Here is a 22458-nt window from a genome sequence, read left to right on the forward strand (position 1 = left end):
CAGGGTCGGAGACTTGGAGGAAACAACCGCCGGGGCGACGGCGGCGGCGCAGCGGGTGCGACGGGCTGCGGCTTCGGTTCGATCGGCTTGAAGCGGGCGGGCTCGGCGGCGATGATTTCGGGTTTCACCGGTTCGAGCGGCTTCGCGGGCTTCGCCGGTTCGACGACGGTCGGGGGCGCGACGTCTTCGGGCTTCGCGCGTCCGAACAGCCACCACAGCAGCACGACGGCAACGACGAGGCCGACGACCGCGATAATCCAGTTTTCCTGAAGCCAGGCCATGATTGTCTCCCTATGTTGCGGATAGCCTATGCGGCCGTACGGGCTTGGTCGACTTATATTTATTCGTCATTCCCGCTTTCCCGGAAATGACGAGGTGGCGTGCTTGGGTCAGGATCTACTAATTGCATGTTCGAGGCGTCGAAATGGCGAAGATATCGGGTTCGGGTGGCCGCCGCGGGTAGCATCGCTACCCGCAAGGTCGCACGGGCCTGAGATCGAAGCCATTTCGGCGTCCCTTCGGGATTTGACCGATTTTGTCCATTGCTTCGTCGGCAAGTCTGGAAATATCGACATATTCCTGCGCCTTGCCTTCTCGCACTGAACAAAATCGCTTCAAACCTCGAACGTGCAATTAGTAGATACTGACCCTAGTCGGCTTCGCGCGCGACCTCGCGCCAGCCGATATCGCGGCGGCAGAAGCCGGTCTTGAAATCGAGCTTGTCGACGGCGGCATAGGCGCGCGCCTGCGCCGCGGTCACGGTGCGCCCCGTCGCGGTGACGTTGAGCACGCGCCCGCCCGCGGCGACGATCTGGGCACCCTCGCGCGCCGTGCCGGCGTGGAAGACGCGCCCGCCGCCCGCTTCGGCGTCGGCGATGCCGTGGATCGCGCCGCCCTTTTCGGGGGTGGCGGGGTAGCCGTTCGCCGCCATCACGACGGTCAGCGCATAATCGCTGGCGAAAGCGGGCGGCGCCGCATCAGCGAGCGCGCCGGTCGAGGCGGCGTGGAGCAGCGCGGCGAGGTCGCCGGCATAGCGCATCATCAGCACCTGGCATTCGGGATCGCCGAAGCGGGCGTTATATTCGATCAGCTTCGGCCCGGCATCGGTGAGCATGAGGCCCGCGAACAGTACGCCAACATAAGGCGTGCCCTCGGCCGCGAGCGTCGCCACCGTCGGACGGATGATGCGGTCCATCACCTGGGCTTCGAGATCGGGGGTGAGCACGGGGGCGGGGCTGTACGCGCCCATGCCGCCGGTGTTCGGCCCGACGTCGCCGTCGCCGACGCGCTTGTGATCCTGCGCGCTGCCGAACGCGATCACGTCGGTGCCGTCGGAGAGCGCGAAGAAGCTCGCCTCCTCGCCGGTCATAAATTCCTCGATCACCACCTCGGCGCCCGCGCCGCCGAACGCGCCGTCGAACATGTCCTCGATCGCGGCTTCCGCCTCTTGGATTGTTTCGGCGATGATCACGCCCTTGCCGGCGGCGAGGCCGTCGGCCTTGATGACGACGGGGATTGTAAAGCCTTCGAGTACGGCATGCGCTTCCTCGGCGCTGGTGCAGCGGACATAGGCGGCGGTCGGGATACCGGCGCGCGCGCAGAGATCCTTGGTGAAGCCCTTCGACCCTTCGAGCCGCGCCGCGGCGGCGCCGGGGCCGAAGACCGCGACGCCTAGGTCGCGCAGCCGGTCGGCGAGGCCCGCGACGAGCGGGGCTTCGGGGCCGACGACGACGAAATCGATCGCATGCGCCTTTACGAAGGCGATCAGGCCATCGAGATCATCGGCGGTGATGGCGACGCATTCGGCGTGCGCCTCGATCCCCGGATTGCCCGGCGCGGCATAGAGCTTGGCGCAGCTTGGCGATTGTGCCAACTGCCAGCTGAGCGCATGTTCGCGGCCCCCCGATCCGACCAGCAGGATATTCATGTCAGTCCCTTTTCCCGATACGGCGTCCGACGATGGCACCGAAGCGCGGCTGTTAGCCGAGGCGGCGCCCGGCGACAATGCACCGGCGCTGTCGGTCAGCCAGTTATCGGCGGCGATCAAGCGCACCGTCGAGGACGGCTTCGCGCGCGTGCGCGTGCGAGGAGAATTGTCGGGGGCGAAACGCGCGGCGTCGGGGCATTTTTATGCGGCGCTGAAGGACGATAATGCGCTGATCGACATGGTGATGTGGAAGGGGCAGGCGGGGCGGCTCGCGTTCCGGCCCGAGGACGGGATCGAGGTGATCGCGACGGGGAAGCTCACTACCTATCCGGGGCGGTCGAAATATCAGCTCGTCGTCGATACGCTCGAGGTCGCGGGGGAGGGCGCGCTGATGCTGCTCTTCGAGAAATTGAAGGCACGGCTTGGCGCCGAAGGGCTGTTCGACCGGACACGCAAATATGACCGGCTGCCGTATCTGCCGCGCACGATCGGGGTCGTGACTTCGCCGACCGGCGCGGTGATCCGCGATATTCTCCACCGGCTGGCCGATCGCTGCCCGACGCATGTCATCGTCTGGCCGGTGCTGGTGCAGGGCGATGGCGCGGCGGCGCAGGTCGCGAACGCGATCCGCGGATTCGATGCGATCGCGCCCGGAGGACCGGTGCCGCGTCCTGATCTGGTCATCGTCGCGCGCGGCGGCGGGTCGATCGAGGATCTGTGGGCGTTCAACGAGGAAGTCGTCGTGCGCGCGATCGCCGATTGCCGCATCCCGACGATCAGCGCGGTGGGGCACGAAACCGACGTGACGCTCGCCGACTATGCCGCCGACGTGCGCGCGCCGACCCCGACCGCGGCCGCCGAAATGGCGGTTCCGGTGCGCGCCGAGCTCATGTCGCAGCTCGCGACGTGGAACGGCCGGATCATCGGTGCGGCGAACCGGCATCAGGCGCTGGCGGGCGAGCGGCTGACCGCGCTCGCGCGGCACCTGCCGAAGCGCGATGCGCTCTATGCGCCGCAGCGCCAGCGGCTCGACGATGCGGGCGACCGGCTCGACCGCAGCCAGCGCCACCGGCTGGCGGTGATTTCGGAGCGGCTCGCGACGCGCGGCGCCGCGCTGCGTCCCGCGTTGCTCGCGCGGCGCTGGGACCGCGACCGCGCGCTGCTCGAAGGGCTGGGGCGGTTGCTCGACAGCCTCGACCCGCGCGCGCTGCTGTCGCGCGGTTATGCGATGGTGCGCGATGCGGGTGGTGCGATCGTCACGACCGCCGCCAAGGCGCAGGACGCGGGGCACCTCCGGCTGCAATTCGCCGACGGCGACGTTCCGGTGCAGGTCAGTGGGAGTGACGCGCCACCGCCCACGGCGCCTAAACCCGCGCGCAAGGCGCCGCCCGCGGAGCCCAAGCGGGGGCAGGGCGAGCTTTTCTGAGATGGGCGGGGGTGGCCGCGCGGCGCGATGCTGCTATGGTCGCGGCAACAGTTTACCGCCGAATGGATAGAGAATCATGTTGATCGCCAGCCGCAACCGCCTTGCCCGCCTGCAGTACGGACCGAACGGGTTTCGTGTCCTCGCGCCCGGCGACCATGTGCTGTGCGCGGTGAGCGGCGCGCCGATCGGGCTCGACGAGCTGCGCTATTGGTCGGTCGCGCGGCAGGAACCCTATGCCAGTGCCGAGATATCGGTGCAGGCCGAACTGGACGCCGCGCGCAAGGCATGAGGGGCGGGGCCGACGGGCTGCGGCACGGGGCGGCGTTGGCGCTCATGATCGTTGCCGCCGGCTGCGTTCCGGCCGCCGAAACCGAAACCAGGCCCGCGCCGCGGCCCGCCGTGCAGCCCGTCGCCACACCGCCATCTCCGCCCGCGCCGCCGCGCGCGCCGGTGCGCGCAGGCTTCACACTCGCCGGACTTGCCGAACAGGGTGCGGTAATGATCGGGCAGGCGCCCAGCGACACACGTGCGCTCAGCCTCGACGGCAAGGCGATTCCGCTCGCCGGCGACGGCCGCTTCCTGATCGCGTTCGACCGCGATGCCGGGGCAAGCGCGCGGCTGGTCGCGACGCTCGGCGATGGACGCGAGGTCGAGCGCATCATCGCGGTCGCGGCGGGCCGCTGGCGGCTCGAACATATCAACGCGCCCTATCGCGGCAGCGCGGCGAGCGACGCCGATTTCGAGCGCCGCCGCCCCGCCGAACTCGCTGAGATCGCCGCGGCGCGGAACATGCAGGTCGATTCGGATGGCTGGCGGCAGACATTCCGCTGGCCGGTGACGGGGCGCCTGTCGGGATTCTTCGGATCGCAGCGCGTCTATCAGGGCAAGCCGGGTAGCTATCACAGCGGCACCGACGTCGCGGTGCCGGCCGGAACGCCCTTCGTCGCGCCCGCCGACGGGGTCGTCGTGCTCGCCGCGAGCGCACCGTTCACGCTCGAAGGTAATCTGCTGATCGTCGATCATGGCATGGGGCTGTCGAGTGCCTTCCTCCATTGCCAGCGGCTCGACGTGAAGGCCGGCGACCGAGTCGTGCAAGGGCAGCGGCTGGGCACCGTGGGGCGAACCGGGCGCGCGACGGGGCCGCATATGCACTGGGGGCTGAAATGGCGGGGCGCACGGCTCGACCCCGGAAAGCTGGCGGGACCGATCGGCGGCTGAGCCGGGCTGGGTGCCCCGCGAATTCGTAACCAGTGAAACAATATGTCGCGGAATGCCGCGCTGCAGCATATAGTATTTCGCGGATTCCCGCGTTTGTTGCAAATACGTCACAATGGCTCGCGAAACGGCCGATTGCGCCGGGAATTCGCTTTACTCGACATGAACGAAGTTACATCCCGCACGCTATCGGGGCATCTGTGCGCGTCGGCTTTGGCCTGCCGCGGGGGCGTCCGGGTAATTCAATCCACCAGTAGCAAGGGACTGCACTGTGAAGAAAACCCAATATTCCAAGCTGAGACTAGGCGCCGCGCCGCTCGTATTGAGTGTCGCCCTGGTTTCGGCTCCTGCCTTTGCGCAGGACGCCGCCGAAGAGACTGCCACGCAGTCGGAAATCGTCGTCACCGGCTCGCTGATCCGCAACCCGAACCTCGAACAGTCGACCCCGGTCAACGTGACGACCTCGGACACGATCGAACTGAAGCAGTCGAACGTCGCCGAAGAAGTCCTGCGCGAACTGCCCGGCGTCGTCCCGAACATGGGTTCGGCCGTCAACAACGGCAACACCGGCGGCTCGTACGTCGATCTTCGCGGCCTCGGTTCGGTCCGCAACATCGTCCTGTTGAACGGCAACCGCGTCGCTCCGTCGGACGTGAACGGCCGCGTCGACCTTAACAACATCCCGCTGGCCCTGATCGAGCGCGTCGACGCGCTGACCGGCGCCGCCGTGACCACCTATGGTGCCGACGCCATCACCGGCGTTGTCAACTTCATCACCAAGCGCGATTTCGCAGGTCTGGAAGTCACCGCTTCGCAGCAGCTCACCGAACAGGGTGACGGCAACGTCTTCCGCGTCGACGCCACCATTGGCGCGAACTTCGACGACGGCCGCGGTAACGCCGTGCTGAGCATCGGCTATCAGCAGGCTGACCCCGTCTATCAGGGCGCACGTTCCTTCTCGAACAACACGCTCGACAGCTATTCGGACACCTTCCTGGGTTCGGGCACCTCGGTTCCGTCGCGTTTCGCCGGCACCCGCCCGCTCACTGGCGGCGTCCCGAACACAACGCCGGAGTCGATCTTCACCGGCCGTAACCCCGATGGCACACCGATCTATGTCGCCAACCCGGGCGGCGCCGCCAACGGTGGCCTGCGCCAGGTCAACGCCGCTGGCCAGGGCGTCGGCACTTTTGCCACCTACAACTTCAACCCGTTCAACATCTTCCAGACGCCGTTCGAGCGCTATAACATCTATGGCCAGGCGAACTATGAAGTGTCGGACGCGATCGAAGTCTATGCGCGCGGCATGTTCTCGAAGAACAAGGTTTCGACGATCATCGCGCCGTCGGGCTCGTTCGGCGGTACGGTGCCGATCAATCTGAACAACCCGTATCTGCCCGCCGCGCTGCGCAACCAGTTCTGCGCGTTTGACGTGAACCCGCGTCCGGACATCTACACGCCGCGCTTCACTCAGGCTCAGTGCGACGCCGGTGCGGCGGCGACCGGCCCGGGTTCTGCCGGCTACCAGGTGCTTGGCGCTGGCGGCTTTGTCGCATTCGACGTCAACAATGACGGTGTGCTCGCGGCTGGCGAGGGTTACAACCCGAACCCCGGCGTCACGCTGAACCGTCGTACGCCGGAAGTTGGTCCGCGTATCAGCGACTATCAGACGACCTTCTTCGACTATCGCGTCGGCGCCCGTGGCGGTATCACCGACACGATCGACTGGAACATCGAAGGCGCCTATGGCGAATCCGAAAATATCCAGACGATCCAGAACTACACGCTGCAATCGCGCTTCCGCGACGCGTCGCTGGCCAACAACACCACGACCTGTCAGAGCGGCAACGCGGGCTGCGTTCCGGTCAATATCTTTGGCCCCGAAGGCTCCATCACCCCGGCGATGGTCGACTATCTGACGGAAAACAGCACGTCGACCAACCGCACCTCGCTGTCGCAGGTTCGCGCGATCGTCTCGGGCGACGTCGGCTTCGCTTCGCCGATGGCGGTGCAGCCGATCGGCTTCGCGCTGGGCGGCGAATTCCGCCGCTACACCGCGCAGCAGTCTTCGGATCTTCTCGCCAAGACCCCGGGTGAACTCGGCGGCGCTGGCGGTGCGGCTCCCGACATCGACGGCGAGTATCACGTTTATGAAGCTTATGCCGAAATCGTCGCGCCGCTGGTCGAAGACAAGCCCTTCTTCGAAAGCCTGACCCTCGAAGCCGGCATCCGTTATTCGGATTACAGCATCAAGGGCGCCGGTGGTTACAACACCACCACCTGGAAAGCCGGCGGCAGCTGGGAACCGGGTGCGGGCTTCAAAATCCGTGGTAACTACAGCCGCGCTGTCCGCGCTCCGAACATCGGCGAACTGTTCACGCCGACCTCGGTTGGCCTGACCAACCTGGGCGTCGATCCCTGCGCCGGCGCCGCTCCGGTTGGCAACGCCAGCCTGCGCGCGGTCTGTCTTGCTCAGGGCGCTCCGGTGGGTTCGATCGGCTCGATCACCAACCCGACCGCGGCTCAGGCGAACATCACCACCGGTGGTAACCTGAACCTGAAGCCCGAAAAGGCGAACACCTGGACCATCGGTGCCGTGTTCCAGCCGGACTTCCTGCCGCGCTTCAACCTGTCGGTCGATTACTACAACATCAAGATCACCGACGTTTTGGGTGTGCCGCTTCCGGGCGACATCATCGCGGCCTGTTTCGACAACCTCGACGCCACCAGCGCGGCTTGTACGTCGATCCGTCGTAACCCGATCACCGGCGGCCTCGATGGCGATCCGGCGATCACCCCGGGCCTGTTCGGCACCACGAACAACCAGGGCCGTCTGTTCACCGACGGTATCGACCTGTTGATGAACTATAACGCCGATCTGGGCTTCGCCAGCCTCGACTGGTCGTTCGTCGGTAACTGGACGCGCAGCTCGAAGTTCAAGGCGAACGCTGCCGATCCGGATTCGCTGAACCGCGAATGCGTCGGCTTCTACAGCGTGAACTGCTCGTTCACGGGTTCGATCCAGCCCGAGTTCCAGGCCTCGAACCGCTTCACGCTTGGCTTCGACAAGGTCGACCTGTCGCTGCTGTGGCGTTGGCAGGACAGCGTTTCGTTCGAACCTGCTCAGCTGCAGGACGATATCGACGCGGCGATCGCGGCTGGCACCAGCGCGACGACCGGCTGCCCCGATCCGACGGGCACCGATCCGAACGGCTGCGTCGTCGATCCGAAGTTCCGCAAGATCAAGTCGGCACATTATTTCGACTTGACCGGCCGCTTCTCGGTCAGCGAAAACCTGACGGTGACGATGACCGTGCAGAACCTGCTCGACAAGAAGCCGCCGATCGTTGGCAACACGATCGGTTCGACCACCTACAACAGCGGCAATACCTTCCCGTCGTCGTACGACGCGCTGGGCCGCCGTTATGCGGTGTCGGCGAAGCTGAAGTTCTAGTCACTTCACGCTTCGGCAAGAATTGGGGGCGGGCAGCAATGTCCGCCCCTTTTTCTATGGTGCAAGAGGGTCGGGTTGATGGCGGTTTTGGGGTGGGAAGCGGACGCTCAATTTTCGCCGAAGCGATCATTCCTTATCGCCGAGGTTTTGTCCCTCAAAAGTTGATAACGGCGTTCGACGTCAATCATATGCGCCACTTCCAAGGGGCGCTCGCAATCGAACTCTTTGAGGATCGCAACCATAGTGCCAAAGTCGCCGTCGCGACGCGCTTGCGACCATTCGTCAATCCGTTCTGAATCCAGAATGCGGCCCCAAATACCTTCGTCATCTTGAGCGTCGGAATCCCAGTTCGCGTGGATGAGGGGACGCTCCCAATCAGCATCGCGGCGCCACGCGTTTGAGATTCGCCCATCTTTCGTCCAAAACTCAAGCACGCGAATTTCGAGTGATGTCATGCAATAACCCCCGCTGCAGCGCGCGCCCATTTCGGCGCACGCAAATGGCGGGTCACCCACATTGAGGCGGTTTTCGAAAGAGATTACATCCCGAAGGGAAGCGAAGGATGGAGGTTGCGAGCCAATCGCAACGTCATAGCGAGTTCGACATTCCCGGCATTCAGTATGAACCAACGCAATTTCGAACGATCCGACCATAGCTGGATCGAACGCGCCATAGCGAGGCACACCGTTGAACCACCAAGTGGGGCGGCCTGAAATCTGTGCGATTATGTCGTCGTATCGAAAGTGCATTCATTACTGATGCTCTTTCGGGGTTAGTATCCTGTGAATGCTAAACGTCCGCAATCGGTCGTTAGCTGTCGAAAACGGCGGTAAAGGAGATCGACCGCCAACCCGGCGGGATCAGCGCGTCAAAAGCGGTGCGGGCGGCGCGAGCGGGATGCCCGCCTGATCGGCGACGGCTTCAGCCCAGCCGACGACCTGCGCGATCTCTTCGCCATAGGCGGTTTCGGCGGCGGCCAGATCGCGCTGCCGCTCACCCACGGCAAAGGGCATCCCCGATTTGCTGTTGCGGCCGAGCGCGGGATGATCGGCGGTCGCGGTGCTGCCGTCGGCGAGGCCGAAATGACCCATCGCCGCCGCGACGGCCGCGACCGGGTCGCGCGTCAGTATCTCGCTGTCGAGCGACGCGATCCGGTCGGGCGCCCAGTCGAGCAGCGCCGCGAAGGCCTGTTGCTGCGCCAGCCAGCCGACCGCCGCGACCTGCAGGTCCGACTGGCGGAAATAATCGCGCGCTTCGAAACCCAGCTGGACGAAGCCGTCGGCGAGATAGCCCTCGAGCAATTCGCGGCACCAGAGCCGGCACCACATGCCCTTGCGCGCCACCGACAACAGGAAAGCGCGCAGCGGCGCGTGGAGGAGGATCGCGCGCGCCTGTGGCCGCAGCATCAGAGCGCCGCGCGCCAGCGGGTTGAAGATGTTCGACGGTTTGACGACGACCGCCTCGCCCCGGGTGAAGCCGCGGCCGAGCATCGTCAGCGCATCGTCCATCACCCGTGCATGATCGCGCGGGCTCGCGCCGCGGCGGCGCCAGCCGACCATGTCGTTGAGCAAAACCGGCTCGGAGAGGCTGGTCGCGAGGCCGGGCCGGTCGAGCGCCTGCGCGAGCATCGTCGAGGCGCAATAGGCCGAATGGAACAGGAAATGCAGCGGTGCGCGCGCGCCTGCTGCCGCATCGCGGCAGTCCGTCCGTCGCAATATGACGGGTGCGCTTTCCTCGCCCAGATGCAAATCGGTCAGGAAGGGAACATCGGCGCGCGCGGTGCGTGCAACCCGGCGAAAATGAAAGGCATCGTGGCCCGGATCATATCGGTGCGCGAGCCATTCGGCATCATCGACGATGGCGGTCATGGGGGGCGCTGCGGTCATCAATCGACCTTGCCGATTGGTCCCGCCGATGGCAAGCATGGCCATGACCAGCTCACCTCCACCCGCCTCTGCCACCGAGGCCAATCGGCACGGGATCGCCGCGCTGCAGGCCGGCGATGCCGCCGCCGCCGCCAGCCATTTCACCGCCGCAATCGCGGGCGATCCGCATTCGGGCGCCCTGCAACGCAACCTCGCCTCCGCGTGGCGCGCGCTCGGCGACGGGGACCGCGAACTTGCGGCCCTCGATGCCGCGTTGGCGATCGATCGCCGCGACCTGATGGCGTGGATCCGCAAGGGCGAGCGGCACGAGGCGCGGGGCGAAAAGGGCGCCGCGCTGGCGGCGTGGAGCGCGGCGATCGCGCTGGGGGGGCAGATGGGCCCGGTGCCGCCGCCGCTCGAGGCGCTTCTGGCGCACGGGCAGGCCTTCGTCACGGGTGCGACCGACACCATGTACGCCGCCGCGTCGGACGCATTCGGGGCGATACGCGGCGAATTGTCGGAGGCCGAAACGCGGCGCGGCGACGCCTTCATCGCGGGCGCGCTCGGCCGCCGCCGCATCTATCAGAATGAATGCGCGGGCATCTACTACCCCTTCCTGCCCGCCGACGAGTTTTTCGACCGCGATCATTTTGCATGGCTGACCGAAATCGAAACGCAAACGAGCGCGATCCGGGCCGAACTGCAGGCGTTGCTGGCCGATCCAGGGGAAGCGCTGCGGCCTTATGTGCGGATGGAGGCGGGAACGCCCGCATCGATCTGGTCGGATCTCGACAACCGGCTCGACTGGGGCGCGTGTTTCCTGTGGGAATATGGTGAGCCGAACCAGCCGGTGCTCGACCGCTGCCCCGCCACCGCCGCTGCGCTCGCCGCCATCCCCGGCGCGCGCATCCCGGGCCGCGCGCCGAGCGCTTTCTTTTCGATGCTGAAGCCGCGCACGCGAATCCCGCCGCATACTGGTGTCACCAACACGCGCGCGATCGTCCATCTGCCGCTGATCGTGCCGCCGGGGTGCGGTTTTCGCGTCGGCGGCGAAACGCGCATATGGGAAGAGGGCCGGGCCTTCGCATTCGACGATACGATCGAGCATGAGGCGTGGAACGACAGCGACGATCTGCGCGCGGTGCTGATTTTCGACGTGTGGAACCCGCATTTGAGCGCCCGTGAACGCGATCTCCTGGTGCGATATTTCGCCTCGGCCGACGCATCGGGCTATGCCGTTCCGCGTTGATTCGTCGTCCGTCGCCCGGTGTTGGCCGCTGGCCGAAATTCAGCTTTGAGAAAGGCCTGATAGCAAATATGATACCGCGCAGGAGGCTGCGGGTAAGGCTCGCGGTAGGAGGATTTTGATGAACCGGATTTTGCCTGCTTTTGTGGCGGTCGCCTTGTTGGGCGCACCAGCTGCCATTGCCGCCGAAGCCGCGGCTGGCGCCGATCGCGCCCCGCCGTCCAAGGCGCCCTCGGCGATGACGCCGACCGAGATCAAGGCCTATAATGAAGGGCTGCCCCAGACCCATCCCTATTATATCAAATGCCGCAAGATGCTCGAGATTGGTTCGCTCGTGAAGAAGAACCGCACCTGTTACACGAACGAAAAATGGAAAGAAGTGTCGCACAAGGGTAATCTGAACGCCCGCGATACGGCCGAAGCCATGACCAGCAAGGCGGGCAACTCGAACTGATAGCCTGTCTGCCGATCCCGATGGGAGGTATAAGATGCGCAATATAGCAAGTCTGGCGATTCTGATTGCTCTGTCCGGGGCTTCCGCCGCTGCGGCCAATGAGGCCGAGGTGCCGCTGGCCCGAACAGCGTCCGAGATGTCGGGCGCGGAAATCGACGCCTATAACCAAAGCCGCGCGACGACCGACCCCGATTATATCCGGTGTCGCCGGATCGAGCAGGTCGGCTCGCTGGTCAAGAAATTGCGCGTCTGCCACACCAACGCCGAATGGCGGCGGGTCACCGACAAAGGCAATCAGGATGCCCGCGATTCGATGGAAACGCTCGCGCGCGGATGGAGCAACTCGCAGGAACCCGCGGGCAGTATCGTGCCGGCCATCCGGCCCCAATAACGGGTCTGCGCAATGCTGCACATGCTGACCATGCTGGCGTTCGTCGCCGCTTCGGTCACCCCGGCGCCGGCGGCCGATCCCGCTGCCGGCCGCTCGGCTCCGGATCGTCCGCCGTCGATGATGACGAGCAGCGAGATCAAGGCGCATAACCAGGGGCTGGCGGCGACCCACCCCTATTATGTCAAATGCCGCAAGGTCGAGGAAATCGGCTCGCTCGTGAAGAAGGCGCGCGTCTGTCACACGAACGAACAGTGGAAACAGCTGTGGGTGCAGGGCAATCAGGATTCGCGCGATACCATGGACGCCTATTCGAGCAAGGCGGGCGATTGCCGCGCGACGGGCACCTGTTGAGCGGCGGATCGGGATAGGGAAAGGGCGGCATTTCTGCCGCCCTCTTTAGTTTACGCCGAAGTCAGTTTCAGCGCCCCGTCGCCTTCGTCGACCTTGATCGCCTGTCCGTCCCTGACCTCGCCCTTCAGGATCAGGTCGGCGAGCGGGTCCTGCAGATATTTCTGGACCGCGCGCTTCAGCGGCCGCGCGCCATACACCGGATCATAACCGACGCGCCCGAGCCACGCACGCGCGGCATCGGTGAGGTCGAGCGTGACCTTGCGATCGGCGAGCAGTTTCTGGACGCGCGCGACCTGGATGTCGACGATCCCGCCCATATGCTGCTGCGCGAGCCGGTTGAAGAGCACGATCTCGTCGAGCCGGTTCAAAAACTCGGGCCGGAAATGCGCGCGCACGACCTCCATCACCGCGGGCTCGGCCTGTTCGACCGGCGCGTCGTCGGGGAGCGCGGCGATCGCCTGGCTGCCGAGGTTCGAGGTCAGGATGATCAGCGTGTTGGTGAAATCGACCGTGCGCCCCTGCCCGTCGGTGAGGCGCCCGTCGTCGAGCACCTGCAGCAGGATGTTGAACACGTCCGCATGGGCTTTCTCGACCTCGTCGAACAGCACGACCTGATAGGGGCGGCGGCGCACCGCCTCGGTGAGCGTGCCGCCCTCCTCATAGCCGACATAGCCCGGCGGCGCGCCGACGAGCCGCGCGACGCTGTGCTTTTCCATGAATTCGGACATGTCGATGCGGACCATCGCATTGTCGTCGTCGAACAGGAATCGCGCGAGCGCCTTGGTGAGCTCGGTCTTGCCAACGCCCGTGGGGCCGAGGAACAGGAACGAGCCGAGCGGGCGGTTCGGATCCTGCAGCCCGGCGCGCGCACGGCGGACCGCGGTCGAGACGGCGCGCACGGCCTCGTCCTGCCCGATGACACGCCGGGTCAGCGTGGTTTCCATCGACAGCAGTTTCTCGCGCTCGCCTTCCATCATGCGGTCGACGGGGATGCCGGTCCATTTGCTGACCACCGCGGCGATATCGTCAGCGGTGACTTCCTCGCGGAGCATTGCATTGCCCGCGGCGGCTTCGGCGTCCGCGAGCTTTTTTTCGAGCCCGGGGATCGTGCCGTAACTGAGCTCGCCCGCCTTCGCGAGGTCGCCGGCGCGCTGCGCCTGATCGAGCGCCGAACGCGCGGCGTCGAGCTCTTCCTTGATCTTCGCCTCGGCGTGGATCTTGTCCTTTTCGGCCTGCCATTTCTGGGTGAGGCCCGCCGACTGCTGCTCGAGGTTCGCGAGTTCGGCCTGCAGGTTCGCGAGCCGGTCCTTCGATGCGGCGTCGCTTTCCTTGCCGAGCGCCGATTCCTCGATCTTCATCTGGATGATGCGGCGGTCGAGCGTCTCGATTTCCTCGGGCTTCGATTCGACTTCCATGCGGATGCGGCTCGCGGCCTCGTCCATCAGGTCGATCGCCTTGTCGGGCAGGAAGCGGTCGGAAATATAGCGGTTCGACAAGGTCGCCGCGGCAACGATCGCGCCGTCGGTGATGCGCACGCCGTGGTGCAGCTCATATTTTTCCTTGAGCCCGCGCAGGATCGAAATCGAATCCTCGACCGTCGGCTCGCCGACGAACACCGGCTGGAAACGCCGCTGGAGCGCGGGGTCTTTCTCGACATGCTTGCGATATTCGTCGAGCGTCGTCGCGCCGATGCAATGAAGCTCGCCGCGCGCGAGCGCAGGCTTGAGCAGATTCGACGCGTCCATCGCGCCTTCGCCTTTTCCGGCACCGACCAGCGTGTGCATTTCGTCGATGAACAGGATGATCTCGCCCTCGGCGGCCTTCACATCGTCGAGCACGCCCTTGAGCCGCTCCTCGAACTCGCCGCGATATTTGGCGCCCGCGATCAGCGCGCCCATGTCGAGCGAGAGCAGCCGGCGGTCCTTCAAACTGTCAGGCACGTCGCCATTGGTGATGCGGAGCGCCAGCCCTTCGGCGATCGCGGTCTTGCCGACGCCGGGCTCGCCGATCAGCACCGGGTTGTTCTTGGTGCGGCGCGCGAGGATCTGGATCGTGCGGCGAATTTCCTCGTCGCGGCCGATCACCGGATCGAGCTTGCCCTCGCGCGCGACTTCGGTGAGGTCGCGGGCGAATTTCTTGAGCGCTTCATAGCGGTCTTCGGCCGAGGCGGTATCGGCCGAGCGCCCGCCGCGCAGGTCGTTGATCGCGGTGTTGAGCGCCTCGGCCTTCACGCCCGCGTCGGCGAACGCCTTGCCGACCGGGGTGGTCGGCGCGAGCACCATCGCGAGCAGCAGTCGCTCGACGGTGACATAGCCGTCACCCGCCTTGGACGCGACCTGTTCGGCCTGGTCGAGCAGGCGCACGGCGTCATTGTCGAGACCGGGGGTTTGCTGTGCGCCCGATCCCGACACCGCGGGGACCTTGGCGAGCAGCGCGTCGATGCCGGCGACCGCGCGCTTCGCGTCGCCGCCGCTCTTCGCGATCAGGCCCGCGGCCATGCCTTCATTGTCTTCGAGCAGCGCTTTCGCGATATGCTCGGGCGAAATCCGTTGATGGTTCATGCGGATCGCGATCGTCTGCGCCGCCTGCAGGAAGCCCTTGGCGCGGTCGGTAAATTTTTCGAGGTTCATTCTGGATAAGCCCCTTTCTTGGCGAGCAAGATAGTGTTGCTTTTTGGCAACACAAGAGCCCTCATATTGTTCCTGCCAAAACCACGTGTCCCCGCGCAGGCGGGGATCCATCTCCAGCCGGTTCAATCTGGCGCCGACCGGAGATGGGCCCCTGCCTTCGCAGGGGCACGGGCGTTTTATTCCCCGCTACGCGCCAATTGATCGAGCAGGCGGACGCCGAAACCCGTCATCCCCTTGGGAACCAGCGAGCTTGCCTTGTCGGCCTGATTGACCCCGGCGATGTCGAGATGCGCCCACGGCGTCGCCTCGTCGACGAAGAAGCCGATGACATGCGCGCCGAGGCTCGCGCCCGGTCCCTGACTCGGGGCGATGTTGCGGATGTCGGCGATGTCGGATTTGAGCTTTTCGGCGTAATTTTTGTGGAGCGGCATCCGCCACAATAACTCGCCGCTCGCGGTGCCGGCGGCGAGCAGCGCGGCGGCGAGCTTTTCGTCGCGCGCGAACAGCCCGGCATATTGGTCGTCGAGTGCGCCGACGATCGACCCGGTGAGCGTCGCGATATTGACGATCGCGCGCGGCTTGTACGTCTGCGCGATATATTCATTGGCGTCGGCGAGCACGAGGCGGCCCTCGGCGTCGGCGTTGAGCATCTCGATCGTCTTGCCCGACAGGGTGCGCGTGACGTCGCCGGGGCGCTGGGCATTGCCGTCGGGCATATTTTCGGCCAGCGCGGCGACCGCGACGACATGCACCGGCGCGCGCGATTTCGCGAGCGACAGCGCGGCGCCAATGACCGAGGCGGCGCCCGACATGTCGCCTTTCATGTCCCACATGCCTGCGCCGGGTTTCAAGGAAATTCCGCCCGAATCGAAGGTGATGCCCTTGCCGATGAAGGCTGTCGGCGCCGCAGGAGCCCCCGCGCCGCGATAGCGCACCGCGAGCAGCCGCGACCCGCGCGGGCTGCCCTGACCGACGCCGACGAGCGTGCCCATGCCGAGCTTGCGCATCGCCGCCTCGTCGAGCACTTCGATGCTGACACCCGGTGTATTGCCGAACGCCTCGCGGACACGCGCGACGAAGCTCTCGGGATAGATGACGTTCGCGGGTTCGTTGGCGAGATCGCGCGACAGGCGCACGCCGTCGGCGAGCGGCTTCCAGCGGCCGGTGAAGGCGGCCTCGGCGGCGGCGGGGTTTGCGCCCACGAGCGTCACCGCGCCCGTCGGCGGCGCCTTTTTGTCGACGGTCTTGTACCGGTCGAAGCGATATTGGCCGAGCGCGAAGCCATAGGCGACGTCGGCGGCCGACGTGTCGCCGAAGGCGCCGGCAATCGCCACCGGCTGGGCTTCGCTTTTCAGCTCCTGCGCCGCCTTGCCGCCGGCTTCGGCGAGCGCGAGCGACGACGGGGTCGCGCCCGCGCCGACGAGCAGGATGCGCGGATGCGCCCCGATGCCGCGCAAGGACAGCGTCGAACCCGCCTTGCCGTCGAAGCTTGCCGCGGCAATCGCCGCGGTGACGGCTTGGCGTTCGCCGCTGCCAAGCGCGATCCCGTCGAGCGGCGGCAGCGTGGCATCGCTCATCACGACGACGAGCGCGGCGCCCGCCGGGGCGTTGGTCGCAAAGCCGATGGCGCGTTCGGCGCTGTTCGCGGCGGTCGCGGGCGCAACGCCCGACCCGGTAATGGTCTGCGCCAGCGCGGCGGGCGCGAGCGCGAGCGACAGGCAGGCGGAAAGGAGCAGGCTTTTCATGCGCATTTTTCGATAATCCCCGTTGTTCAATGACCTGGGTCTTGCATAGCGGCACACCGCTTGCCCGCAAATCCGGCTCGACGAACGACAGTCGCTTGCCATCGGACGACATGCCCGTCACATAGCCCTGCGGGCGACGCGCCGAAGAGGACCAGAGATGCTGCGACGGATTTTGCTGGGATTCTTGGCTCTGCTGGTGCTCACCGCCGCCTCGCTCGCGCTCTGGGAGCCGCTGACCACCGAAACGCCCGCCGCGCCCGCGTTCAAGCCCACCGACGTTCGCATTGCGCGCGACAAATTCGGCGTGCCGCATATCTTCGGCAAGACCGACGCCGACGTCGCTTACGGGGTTGCCTATGCCCACGCCGAGGATGATTTCTCGACCTTGCAGGAAGTGCTCGCGATGACGCGCGGCCGGGCGGGGGCGATGCTCGGCGAGGATGGCGCCAAGATCGATTATGCCGAGGCGCTGCTCGGCGTCCGTGCGACCACCGCGCGCGACTGGCCGCGGCTGCCCGCCGACGTGAGGGCGCTGTTCACGGCCTATGCCGCGGGGCTCAACCATTATGCGGAGAAGCATCCCGATGAGGTGCGCCTGTCGGGGCTGTTCCCTGCGACCGGCGAGGATGTCGTCGCGGGTTTCGTGCTGCGCTCGCCCTTCTTCTTCGGGCTCGATTCGGTGCTGGGGTCGCTCGTCGAGGACAAGGAGGTCGGGCGCGAAGGTGGCCCCGCGCTCGATCGGGCGGGCAAGCTGGTCCCGCGCGAGCTGACCCCGGTCGGGACCGATCCCGCCGATAGTTTGACGCCGGTCGGCCGTGATCCGGCCGACAATGGATCGAACGGCATCGCGGTCGCGCCCGCGCGCTCGACCGATGGTGCGACGCGGCTCGTGTCGAATTCGCACCAGCCGTGGACCGGCGGCGTCGCCTGGTACGAACTCGTCGTCCATTCGGAGGAAGGCTGGGATTTCGCGGGCGCGAACTTCCCCGGGTCGCCCTATCCCTTCCTCGGCCATAATAAATATCTCGGCTGGACCAACACGGTGAACCGGCCCGATTTGATCGACGTCTACAAGCTGGTGCTCGACGACGGCGGCGAAAATTATCGCTTCGACGGTGCGTGGCGGCCGCTCGAAAAGACGCGCCTCTGGTTGAAGGTGAAGGTCGGCCCGTTCGTGCTGCCCGTCCCGCGCACCATCTGGCGCTCGGTTCACGGGCCGGTGGTGAAGAATGAAAAGGGCGCCTTCGCGATCCGTTATGCGGGCATCGACCAGGCGAATATGGTCACCCAATATTATCGGCTGAACAAGGCGAAGAGCTTCGCCGAATGGCGCGCCGCGATGGCAAGGCAGGGCGTGCCCGCGACCAATTTCATCTACGCCGATGCCAAGGGCAATATCGGGCTTTTCTATAATGCGATGTTCCCCGACCGGCAGCCTGGGTTCAACTGGCGCGGGATATTGCCCGGCGACACGTCGGCGGATCTGTGGACGAAAACGCTGCCGTTCGACCGCGTGCCGGCACTGGTCAACCCGCGCTCGGGCTATGTGATGAACGCGAACAACACGCCGTGGGTGGCGGCGGGGCCGGGCGACGAGCTCGACGCCGCGGCCTTTTCGCCGCTGCTCGGGATCGAGGACGATATGACCAACCGCGCCACGCGGCTGATCGAGCTGTTCGAGGCGTCGGGGCAGATCGACGCGGCGCGGCTGAAGGCGATCAAATATGACACGGCCTATGCGAAGACGGGCTATGCGAAGGCGTGGATGGACCGGCTGCTCGCGCTCGACACAAAGGGCGATCCGGCGCTTCGCGAGGCGCAGAACCTGCTCCGCCGCTGGGACTGGAACCTCGACGGCAAGGGGAAGGGCGACGCGCTGGCGCTGATGGTGCTTCGCCCCGCGAACGGCAGCCATTACCAGCGCCGCGCCGCGCCCGATCCGCGCACGGTGCTGAAAGAGACGGTCGCGCATCTGCAGGAGCATTTCGACGGGCTCGATCCGAAGCTCGGGACCGTCTTGCGACTGCGGCACGGTGAGGGCGCGAACCGCATCGACCTGCCGCTCGACGGCGGCAACGACACGGTGCGCGCCTCGACCCTGTGGGACGCCGAACCCGACGGGCGGCTGAAGGTGCGCCACGGCGACAGCTTCATCATGTTCGTGACATGGGATGCCGAGGGCCGCGTCCGGTCGGAATCGATCCAGCCCTTCGGGTCGGCGACGACGCGGCCGGGCAGCCCGCATTATAACGACCAGGCGCCGCTGTTCGTGGCGCACAAGCTGAAGCCCGTGCTGTTCGATCCGGCGGCGCTGAAGGCGAGCGGCGCGCGCTTCTATCGGCCTTGAAAGCCGGGAAACGCTGTCCTAAACCATTGATACAGTGCCGTCCGGCATCCGGTCGCACGCGGGCATAGAGCCTGCGCCCGAACAAGAGGATTTTCATGCCCCGTTTTCATCGTTTCGCCCTCGCCCTGGCGGTGACCACGTCGCTTGTCGCTGCTGGCCCGGCGCTCGCCAAGGCGAAGGCCGCGAACCCCGCACCGATCGCCGACCTCGTGAAGGCGGTCGATATTCCTTATCAGGCATTCACGCTCGACAACGGCCTGCGCGTGATCGTGCACGAGGACCGCAAGGCGCCCGTCGTGGCGGTGTCGGTGTGGTATCGCGTCGGGTCGAAGCATGAGCCGAAGGGCAAGACGGGCTTTGCGCATCTGTTCGAACATCTGATGTTCAACGGCTCCGAAAATGCGCCCGGCGATTTCTTCGAGCCGCTGCAACAGGTCGGCGCGACCGACAGCAACGGCACGACCAACGTCGACCGCACCAATTATTTTGAAACCGTACCGACGGGCGCGCTCGACCGCGCATTGTTCCTCGAAAGCGACCGCATGGGGCACCTGCTCGGCGCGGTGACGCAGGAAAAGCTCGATAACCAGCGCGGCGTCGTCCAGAACGAAAAGCGCCAGGGCGACAACAATCCCTATGGCTTGCTGCGCTACGAGATTTTCGAGAATCTCTTCCCGACCGGCCACCCCTATCACCACAGCACGATCGGTTCGATGGGCGACCTGAATTCGGCGAGCCTCGGCGACGTGAAGAAGTGGTTCACCGACAATTACGGCCCGAACAATGCGGTGCTGGTGCTCGCGGGCGACGTGAATGTCGCCACTGCGAAAGCCAAGGTGCAGGAATGGTTCGGCGACATCCCCCGCGGCCCCGAAATCGCGGCGCCCAAGACGTCGATCCCGACGCTGCCCGCGCCGCTGGCGAAAGAGGTCAAGGACCTCGTCCCGACGACGCGCATCTATCGCATGTGGGCGATCCCCGGGCTCAACGATCCCGAGGCGGTGCCGTTGCAGATGGCGATGGGCGTGCTCGGCGGCCTGTCGTCGTCGCGGCTCGACAATGCGCTCGTGCGCAAGGATCCGGTCGCGGTGAGCGTTTCGGCGGTCGCGCAGCCGTTCGAGGATGCCGGCATCCTGCTGGTACAGGCCGATGTGAAATCGGGCGTCGACCCCCAACTCGTCGCATCGCGGCTCGACGCCGAAATCGCGAGCTTCCTCGCCAGCGGGCCGACCGCGGACGAGCTGCAGCGGACCGCGGCCAGCTATCTGGCGGGCACGATCTCCGGGCTCGAATCGGTCGGCGGTTTCGGCGGCAAGGCGGTGACGCTGGCCGAGGGAGCGCTCTATTCGAACAATCCGGCCTATTATAAGGTCGAGCTCGAGCGGATGGCGAAGGCGACCCCCGAGCAGGTCAAGGCGGTGGCCAATAAATGGCTGTCGCGCCCGGCCTTCTCGCTGACCTATACCCCCGGCGAGCGCACCGAAGGCGGCGAGAATCGCGGCGGCGCGGTGACGGGCGGCAAGGTGACCGCACCGGTGCAGCCCGACCGTTACTGGAACGAGGCGCTCGGCGATGTCGGCCCCGATACGGGCGGTGTTTTGTCGTTCGCCGACCGCTCGCAGCTGCCCGTGGTCGCCGACCTCAAGGCGCTCGATTTTCCGGCGATCGAACGCACCAAGCTGAAAAACGGCGTCGAGGTCGTTTTCGCGCGGCGCACGACGGTGCCGACGGTCAATGTCGCGGTGAGCTTCGACGCCGGCTATGCCGCCGATCCGCACAGCGCGCTGGGCACCCAGTCCCTGATGCTCAGCCTGATGGACGAGGGCACCACGAGCCTCGATTCGATCGCCTTTGCCGAGGCGAAGGAGCGGCTCGGCGCGCAGATCGACGCGACCGCCAATGCCGACGAAACGGTGTTCAGCCTGTTCGCGCTGAAACCCAACCTCGGCGCCTCGCTCAGCCTGCTCGCCGACTATATCCGCAACCCGGCGTTCGACGCCAAGGAACTCGAGCGCGTTCGTGCGCAGCAGCTCAACCGGCTGAAGGCCGAACTCAATAATCCGAACGCGATCGCGTCGCGCATATTGACGCCGGTGCTGTACGGCGCCGACCATCCCTATGGCATCCCGCCGTCGGGCCTGGGCAATGCGAAATCGGTCGCGGCGGTGACGCGGGACCAGCTTGCGGCCTTCCATACGGCGTGGATTCGTCCCGACAATGCGCGCATCTTCGTGGTCGGCGACACGACGCTCGCCGAAGTGAAGAAACAGCTCGATACGACGCTCGGCCAGTGGCAGGCGCCCGCGACCGCGAAGCCCACTAAGCATTTCGAGATCGCGATCCCGGCGCCGAAACCGCGCATCCTGCTGTTCGACCGGCCGAAGTCGCCGCAGTCGGTGATCCTCGCCGGCAAGGTGCTGGGCGCCAAGGGCGGCGACGAGCTGGAGGTGCTCCGCTCGGCGAACGATATTTTCGGCGGCAATTTCCTGTCGCGCTTCAACACCAATTTGCGCGAGACCAAGGGCTGGTCCTATGGCGTGCGCAGCCGCATTTCGGGCGATCAGGACCGGTTGACCTGGGTCGCCGCGGCGCCGGTGCAGGCCGATCGCACGGGCGATTCGATCAAGGAGCTGCAAAGCGACCTCAAAAGCTTCCTCGGCGACAAGGGCGTGACGAAGGAAGAGCTGGAACGCACGATCAACGGCAGCGTCCGCGAACTGCCCGGCAGCTTCGAAACTTCGGGCGACGTGCTCGGCGGAATCCGGCAGATCGTCAAATTCTCGCGCCCCGACAATTATTACGAGACGCTGCCTGCAACCTATGAAGCGATGACCGCCGCCGAAATCGACGCGGCGGCGCGAAAGGCGCTCAGTGTTGACGGTCTGGTCTATGTCGTCGTCGGCGATGCCGCGGTGGTAAAACCGCAGCTTGACGGATTGGGTCTGCCGGTGGAAACGGTGTCCCTCGATAACTAACATCAGTTTCAGTAAGGAGAGCCCATATGTCCCAAGTCGATGGCAGCTATGATTGCGTAACCAAGTCGCCGATGGGCGACCAGAAGTCGGTTTTCACCGTGAATAGCGACGGCGGCGGCTTCACCGGCCAGAACGCCGGCGCGATGGGTTCGCTCGACGTCGAAAATGGCAAGGTCGACGGCAACAAGCTGACCTGGACCATGAACATGAAGGTGCCGATGCCGATGACGCTCGAATGCGAAGCGACGATCGACGGCGACGCGCTGACCGGCACGATCAAGGCCGGTGCGTTCGGTTCGATGGCGATGACCGGCACCCGCCAGGGCTGAGCCACGTCCCACGAAAAGCGAAGGGCCGTCTCGCCGAGGCGGCCCTTTTGCGTTGCATAGCAATGCCCTTTGCCTTTGTGGGGCATTGGGGGACTATCCAAAG

General features: G+C 65.8%; 16 protein-coding genes and 1 pseudogene. 11 read left to right on the forward strand and 6 right to left on the reverse strand.

Features of this window, described 5'->3' with window-relative positions; translation table 11 throughout:
• Both FG91_RS14535 and purD read right to left on the reverse strand, forming a co-directional pair.
• Positions 1–281 (reverse strand): annotated as a pseudogene (locus FG91_RS14535) (hypothetical protein); the annotation flags it as partial.
• A gap of 368 nt (positions 282–649) precedes the next feature.
• Positions 650–1927, reverse strand: coding sequence for a phosphoribosylamine--glycine ligase (gene purD, locus FG91_RS14540; RefSeq protein ID WP_037516218.1), 1278 nt, complete (start codon positions 1925–1927; stop codon positions 650–652).
• Here purD and xseA point away from each other — a divergent pair.
• The 4 genes from xseA to FG91_RS14560 all read left to right on the forward strand — a co-directional run bounded on the left by xseA (position 1926) and on the right by FG91_RS14560 (position 8022).
• A complete protein-coding gene (gene xseA / locus FG91_RS14545; RefSeq protein WP_037516221.1) occupies positions 1926–3353 on the forward strand; it encodes an exodeoxyribonuclease VII large subunit in 1428 nt (475 codons plus the stop codon). The genes purD and xseA overlap by 2 nt on opposite strands.
• A gap of 76 nt (positions 3354–3429) precedes the next feature.
• Positions 3430–3642: a DUF2093 domain-containing protein gene (locus FG91_RS14550; RefSeq protein WP_037516223.1), complete on the forward strand. Its 213-nt coding sequence runs from the start codon at positions 3430–3432 to the stop codon at positions 3640–3642.
• A gap of 44 nt (positions 3643–3686) precedes the next feature.
• Complete coding sequence (locus FG91_RS14555) at positions 3687–4571, forward strand: M23 family metallopeptidase (protein ID WP_235212055.1); 885 nt, start codon at positions 3687–3689, stop codon at positions 4569–4571.
• A gap of 268 nt (positions 4572–4839) precedes the next feature.
• On the forward strand, positions 4840–8022 hold the full coding sequence (locus FG91_RS14560; protein WP_037516226.1) for a TonB-dependent receptor domain-containing protein: 3183 nt from the start codon (positions 4840–4842) through the stop codon (positions 8020–8022).
• A 107-nt stretch (positions 8023–8129) separates the two neighbouring features.
• Here FG91_RS14560 and FG91_RS14565 read toward each other — a convergent pair whose 3' ends face one another.
• Positions 8130–8477, reverse strand: coding sequence for a hypothetical protein (locus FG91_RS14565; protein WP_037516228.1), 348 nt, complete (start codon positions 8475–8477; stop codon positions 8130–8132).
• 405 nt (positions 8478–8882) lie between these two features.
• On the reverse strand, positions 8883–9908 hold the full coding sequence (locus tag FG91_RS14570) for a hypothetical protein (protein WP_052187631.1): 1026 nt from the start codon (positions 9906–9908) through the stop codon (positions 8883–8885).
• Between the two features lie 43 nt (positions 9909–9951).
• Between FG91_RS14570 and FG91_RS14575 the strand changes: the two genes are divergently transcribed.
• From FG91_RS14575 to FG91_RS14590, 4 genes are all read left to right on the forward strand, one after another.
• A complete protein-coding gene (locus tag FG91_RS14575; protein WP_235212053.1) occupies positions 9952–11136 on the forward strand; it encodes an aspartyl/asparaginyl beta-hydroxylase domain-containing protein in 1185 nt (394 codons plus the stop codon).
• 118 nt (positions 11137–11254) lie between these two features.
• Complete coding sequence (locus FG91_RS14580) at positions 11255–11587, forward strand: hypothetical protein (RefSeq protein ID WP_037516234.1); 333 nt, start codon at positions 11255–11257, stop codon at positions 11585–11587.
• Positions 11588–11621: 34 nt separating this feature from the next.
• The gene (locus FG91_RS14585) at positions 11622–11978 is read left to right on the forward strand and encodes a hypothetical protein (RefSeq protein ID WP_052187632.1); all 357 of its coding nucleotides are present in this window, start codon (positions 11622–11624) and stop codon (positions 11976–11978) included.
• A 12-nt stretch (positions 11979–11990) separates the two neighbouring features.
• Positions 11991–12329 (forward strand): hypothetical protein, encoded by a 339-nt coding sequence (locus tag FG91_RS14590; protein WP_052187634.1) that lies wholly within the window; start codon positions 11991–11993, stop codon positions 12327–12329.
• A gap of 50 nt (positions 12330–12379) precedes the next feature.
• Here FG91_RS14590 and clpB read toward each other — a convergent pair whose 3' ends face one another.
• Together clpB and FG91_RS14600 are read right to left on the reverse strand one after the other, a co-directional pair.
• Positions 12380–14959: an ATP-dependent chaperone ClpB gene (clpB, locus tag FG91_RS14595; RefSeq protein WP_037516236.1), complete on the reverse strand. Its 2580-nt coding sequence runs from the start codon at positions 14957–14959 to the stop codon at positions 12380–12382.
• A gap of 176 nt (positions 14960–15135) precedes the next feature.
• Positions 15136–16704: a leucyl aminopeptidase gene (locus tag FG91_RS14600; protein WP_037516278.1), complete on the reverse strand. Its 1569-nt coding sequence runs from the start codon at positions 16702–16704 to the stop codon at positions 15136–15138.
• Between the two features lie 157 nt (positions 16705–16861).
• Here FG91_RS14600 and FG91_RS14605 point away from each other — a divergent pair, with 157 nt between their 5' ends.
• From FG91_RS14605 to FG91_RS14615, 3 genes are all read left to right on the forward strand, one after another.
• Entirely contained in the window at positions 16862–19051 is a 2190-nt protein-coding gene (locus FG91_RS14605) for an acylase (protein WP_200878465.1), read from the forward strand.
• A 95-nt stretch (positions 19052–19146) separates the two neighbouring features.
• On the forward strand, positions 19147–22026 hold the full coding sequence (locus FG91_RS14610) for a M16 family metallopeptidase (RefSeq protein ID WP_037516238.1): 2880 nt from the start codon (positions 19147–19149) through the stop codon (positions 22024–22026).
• Between the two features lie 26 nt (positions 22027–22052).
• Positions 22053–22355 (forward strand): hypothetical protein, encoded by a 303-nt coding sequence (locus FG91_RS14615; RefSeq protein ID WP_037516240.1) that lies wholly within the window; start codon positions 22053–22055, stop codon positions 22353–22355.
• Positions 22356–22458 lie beyond the last annotated feature (103 nt).

The organism is Sphingopyxis sp. LC81 (assembly GCF_000756375.1).
GTDB lineage: Bacteria > Pseudomonadota > Alphaproteobacteria > Sphingomonadales > Sphingomonadaceae > Sphingopyxis.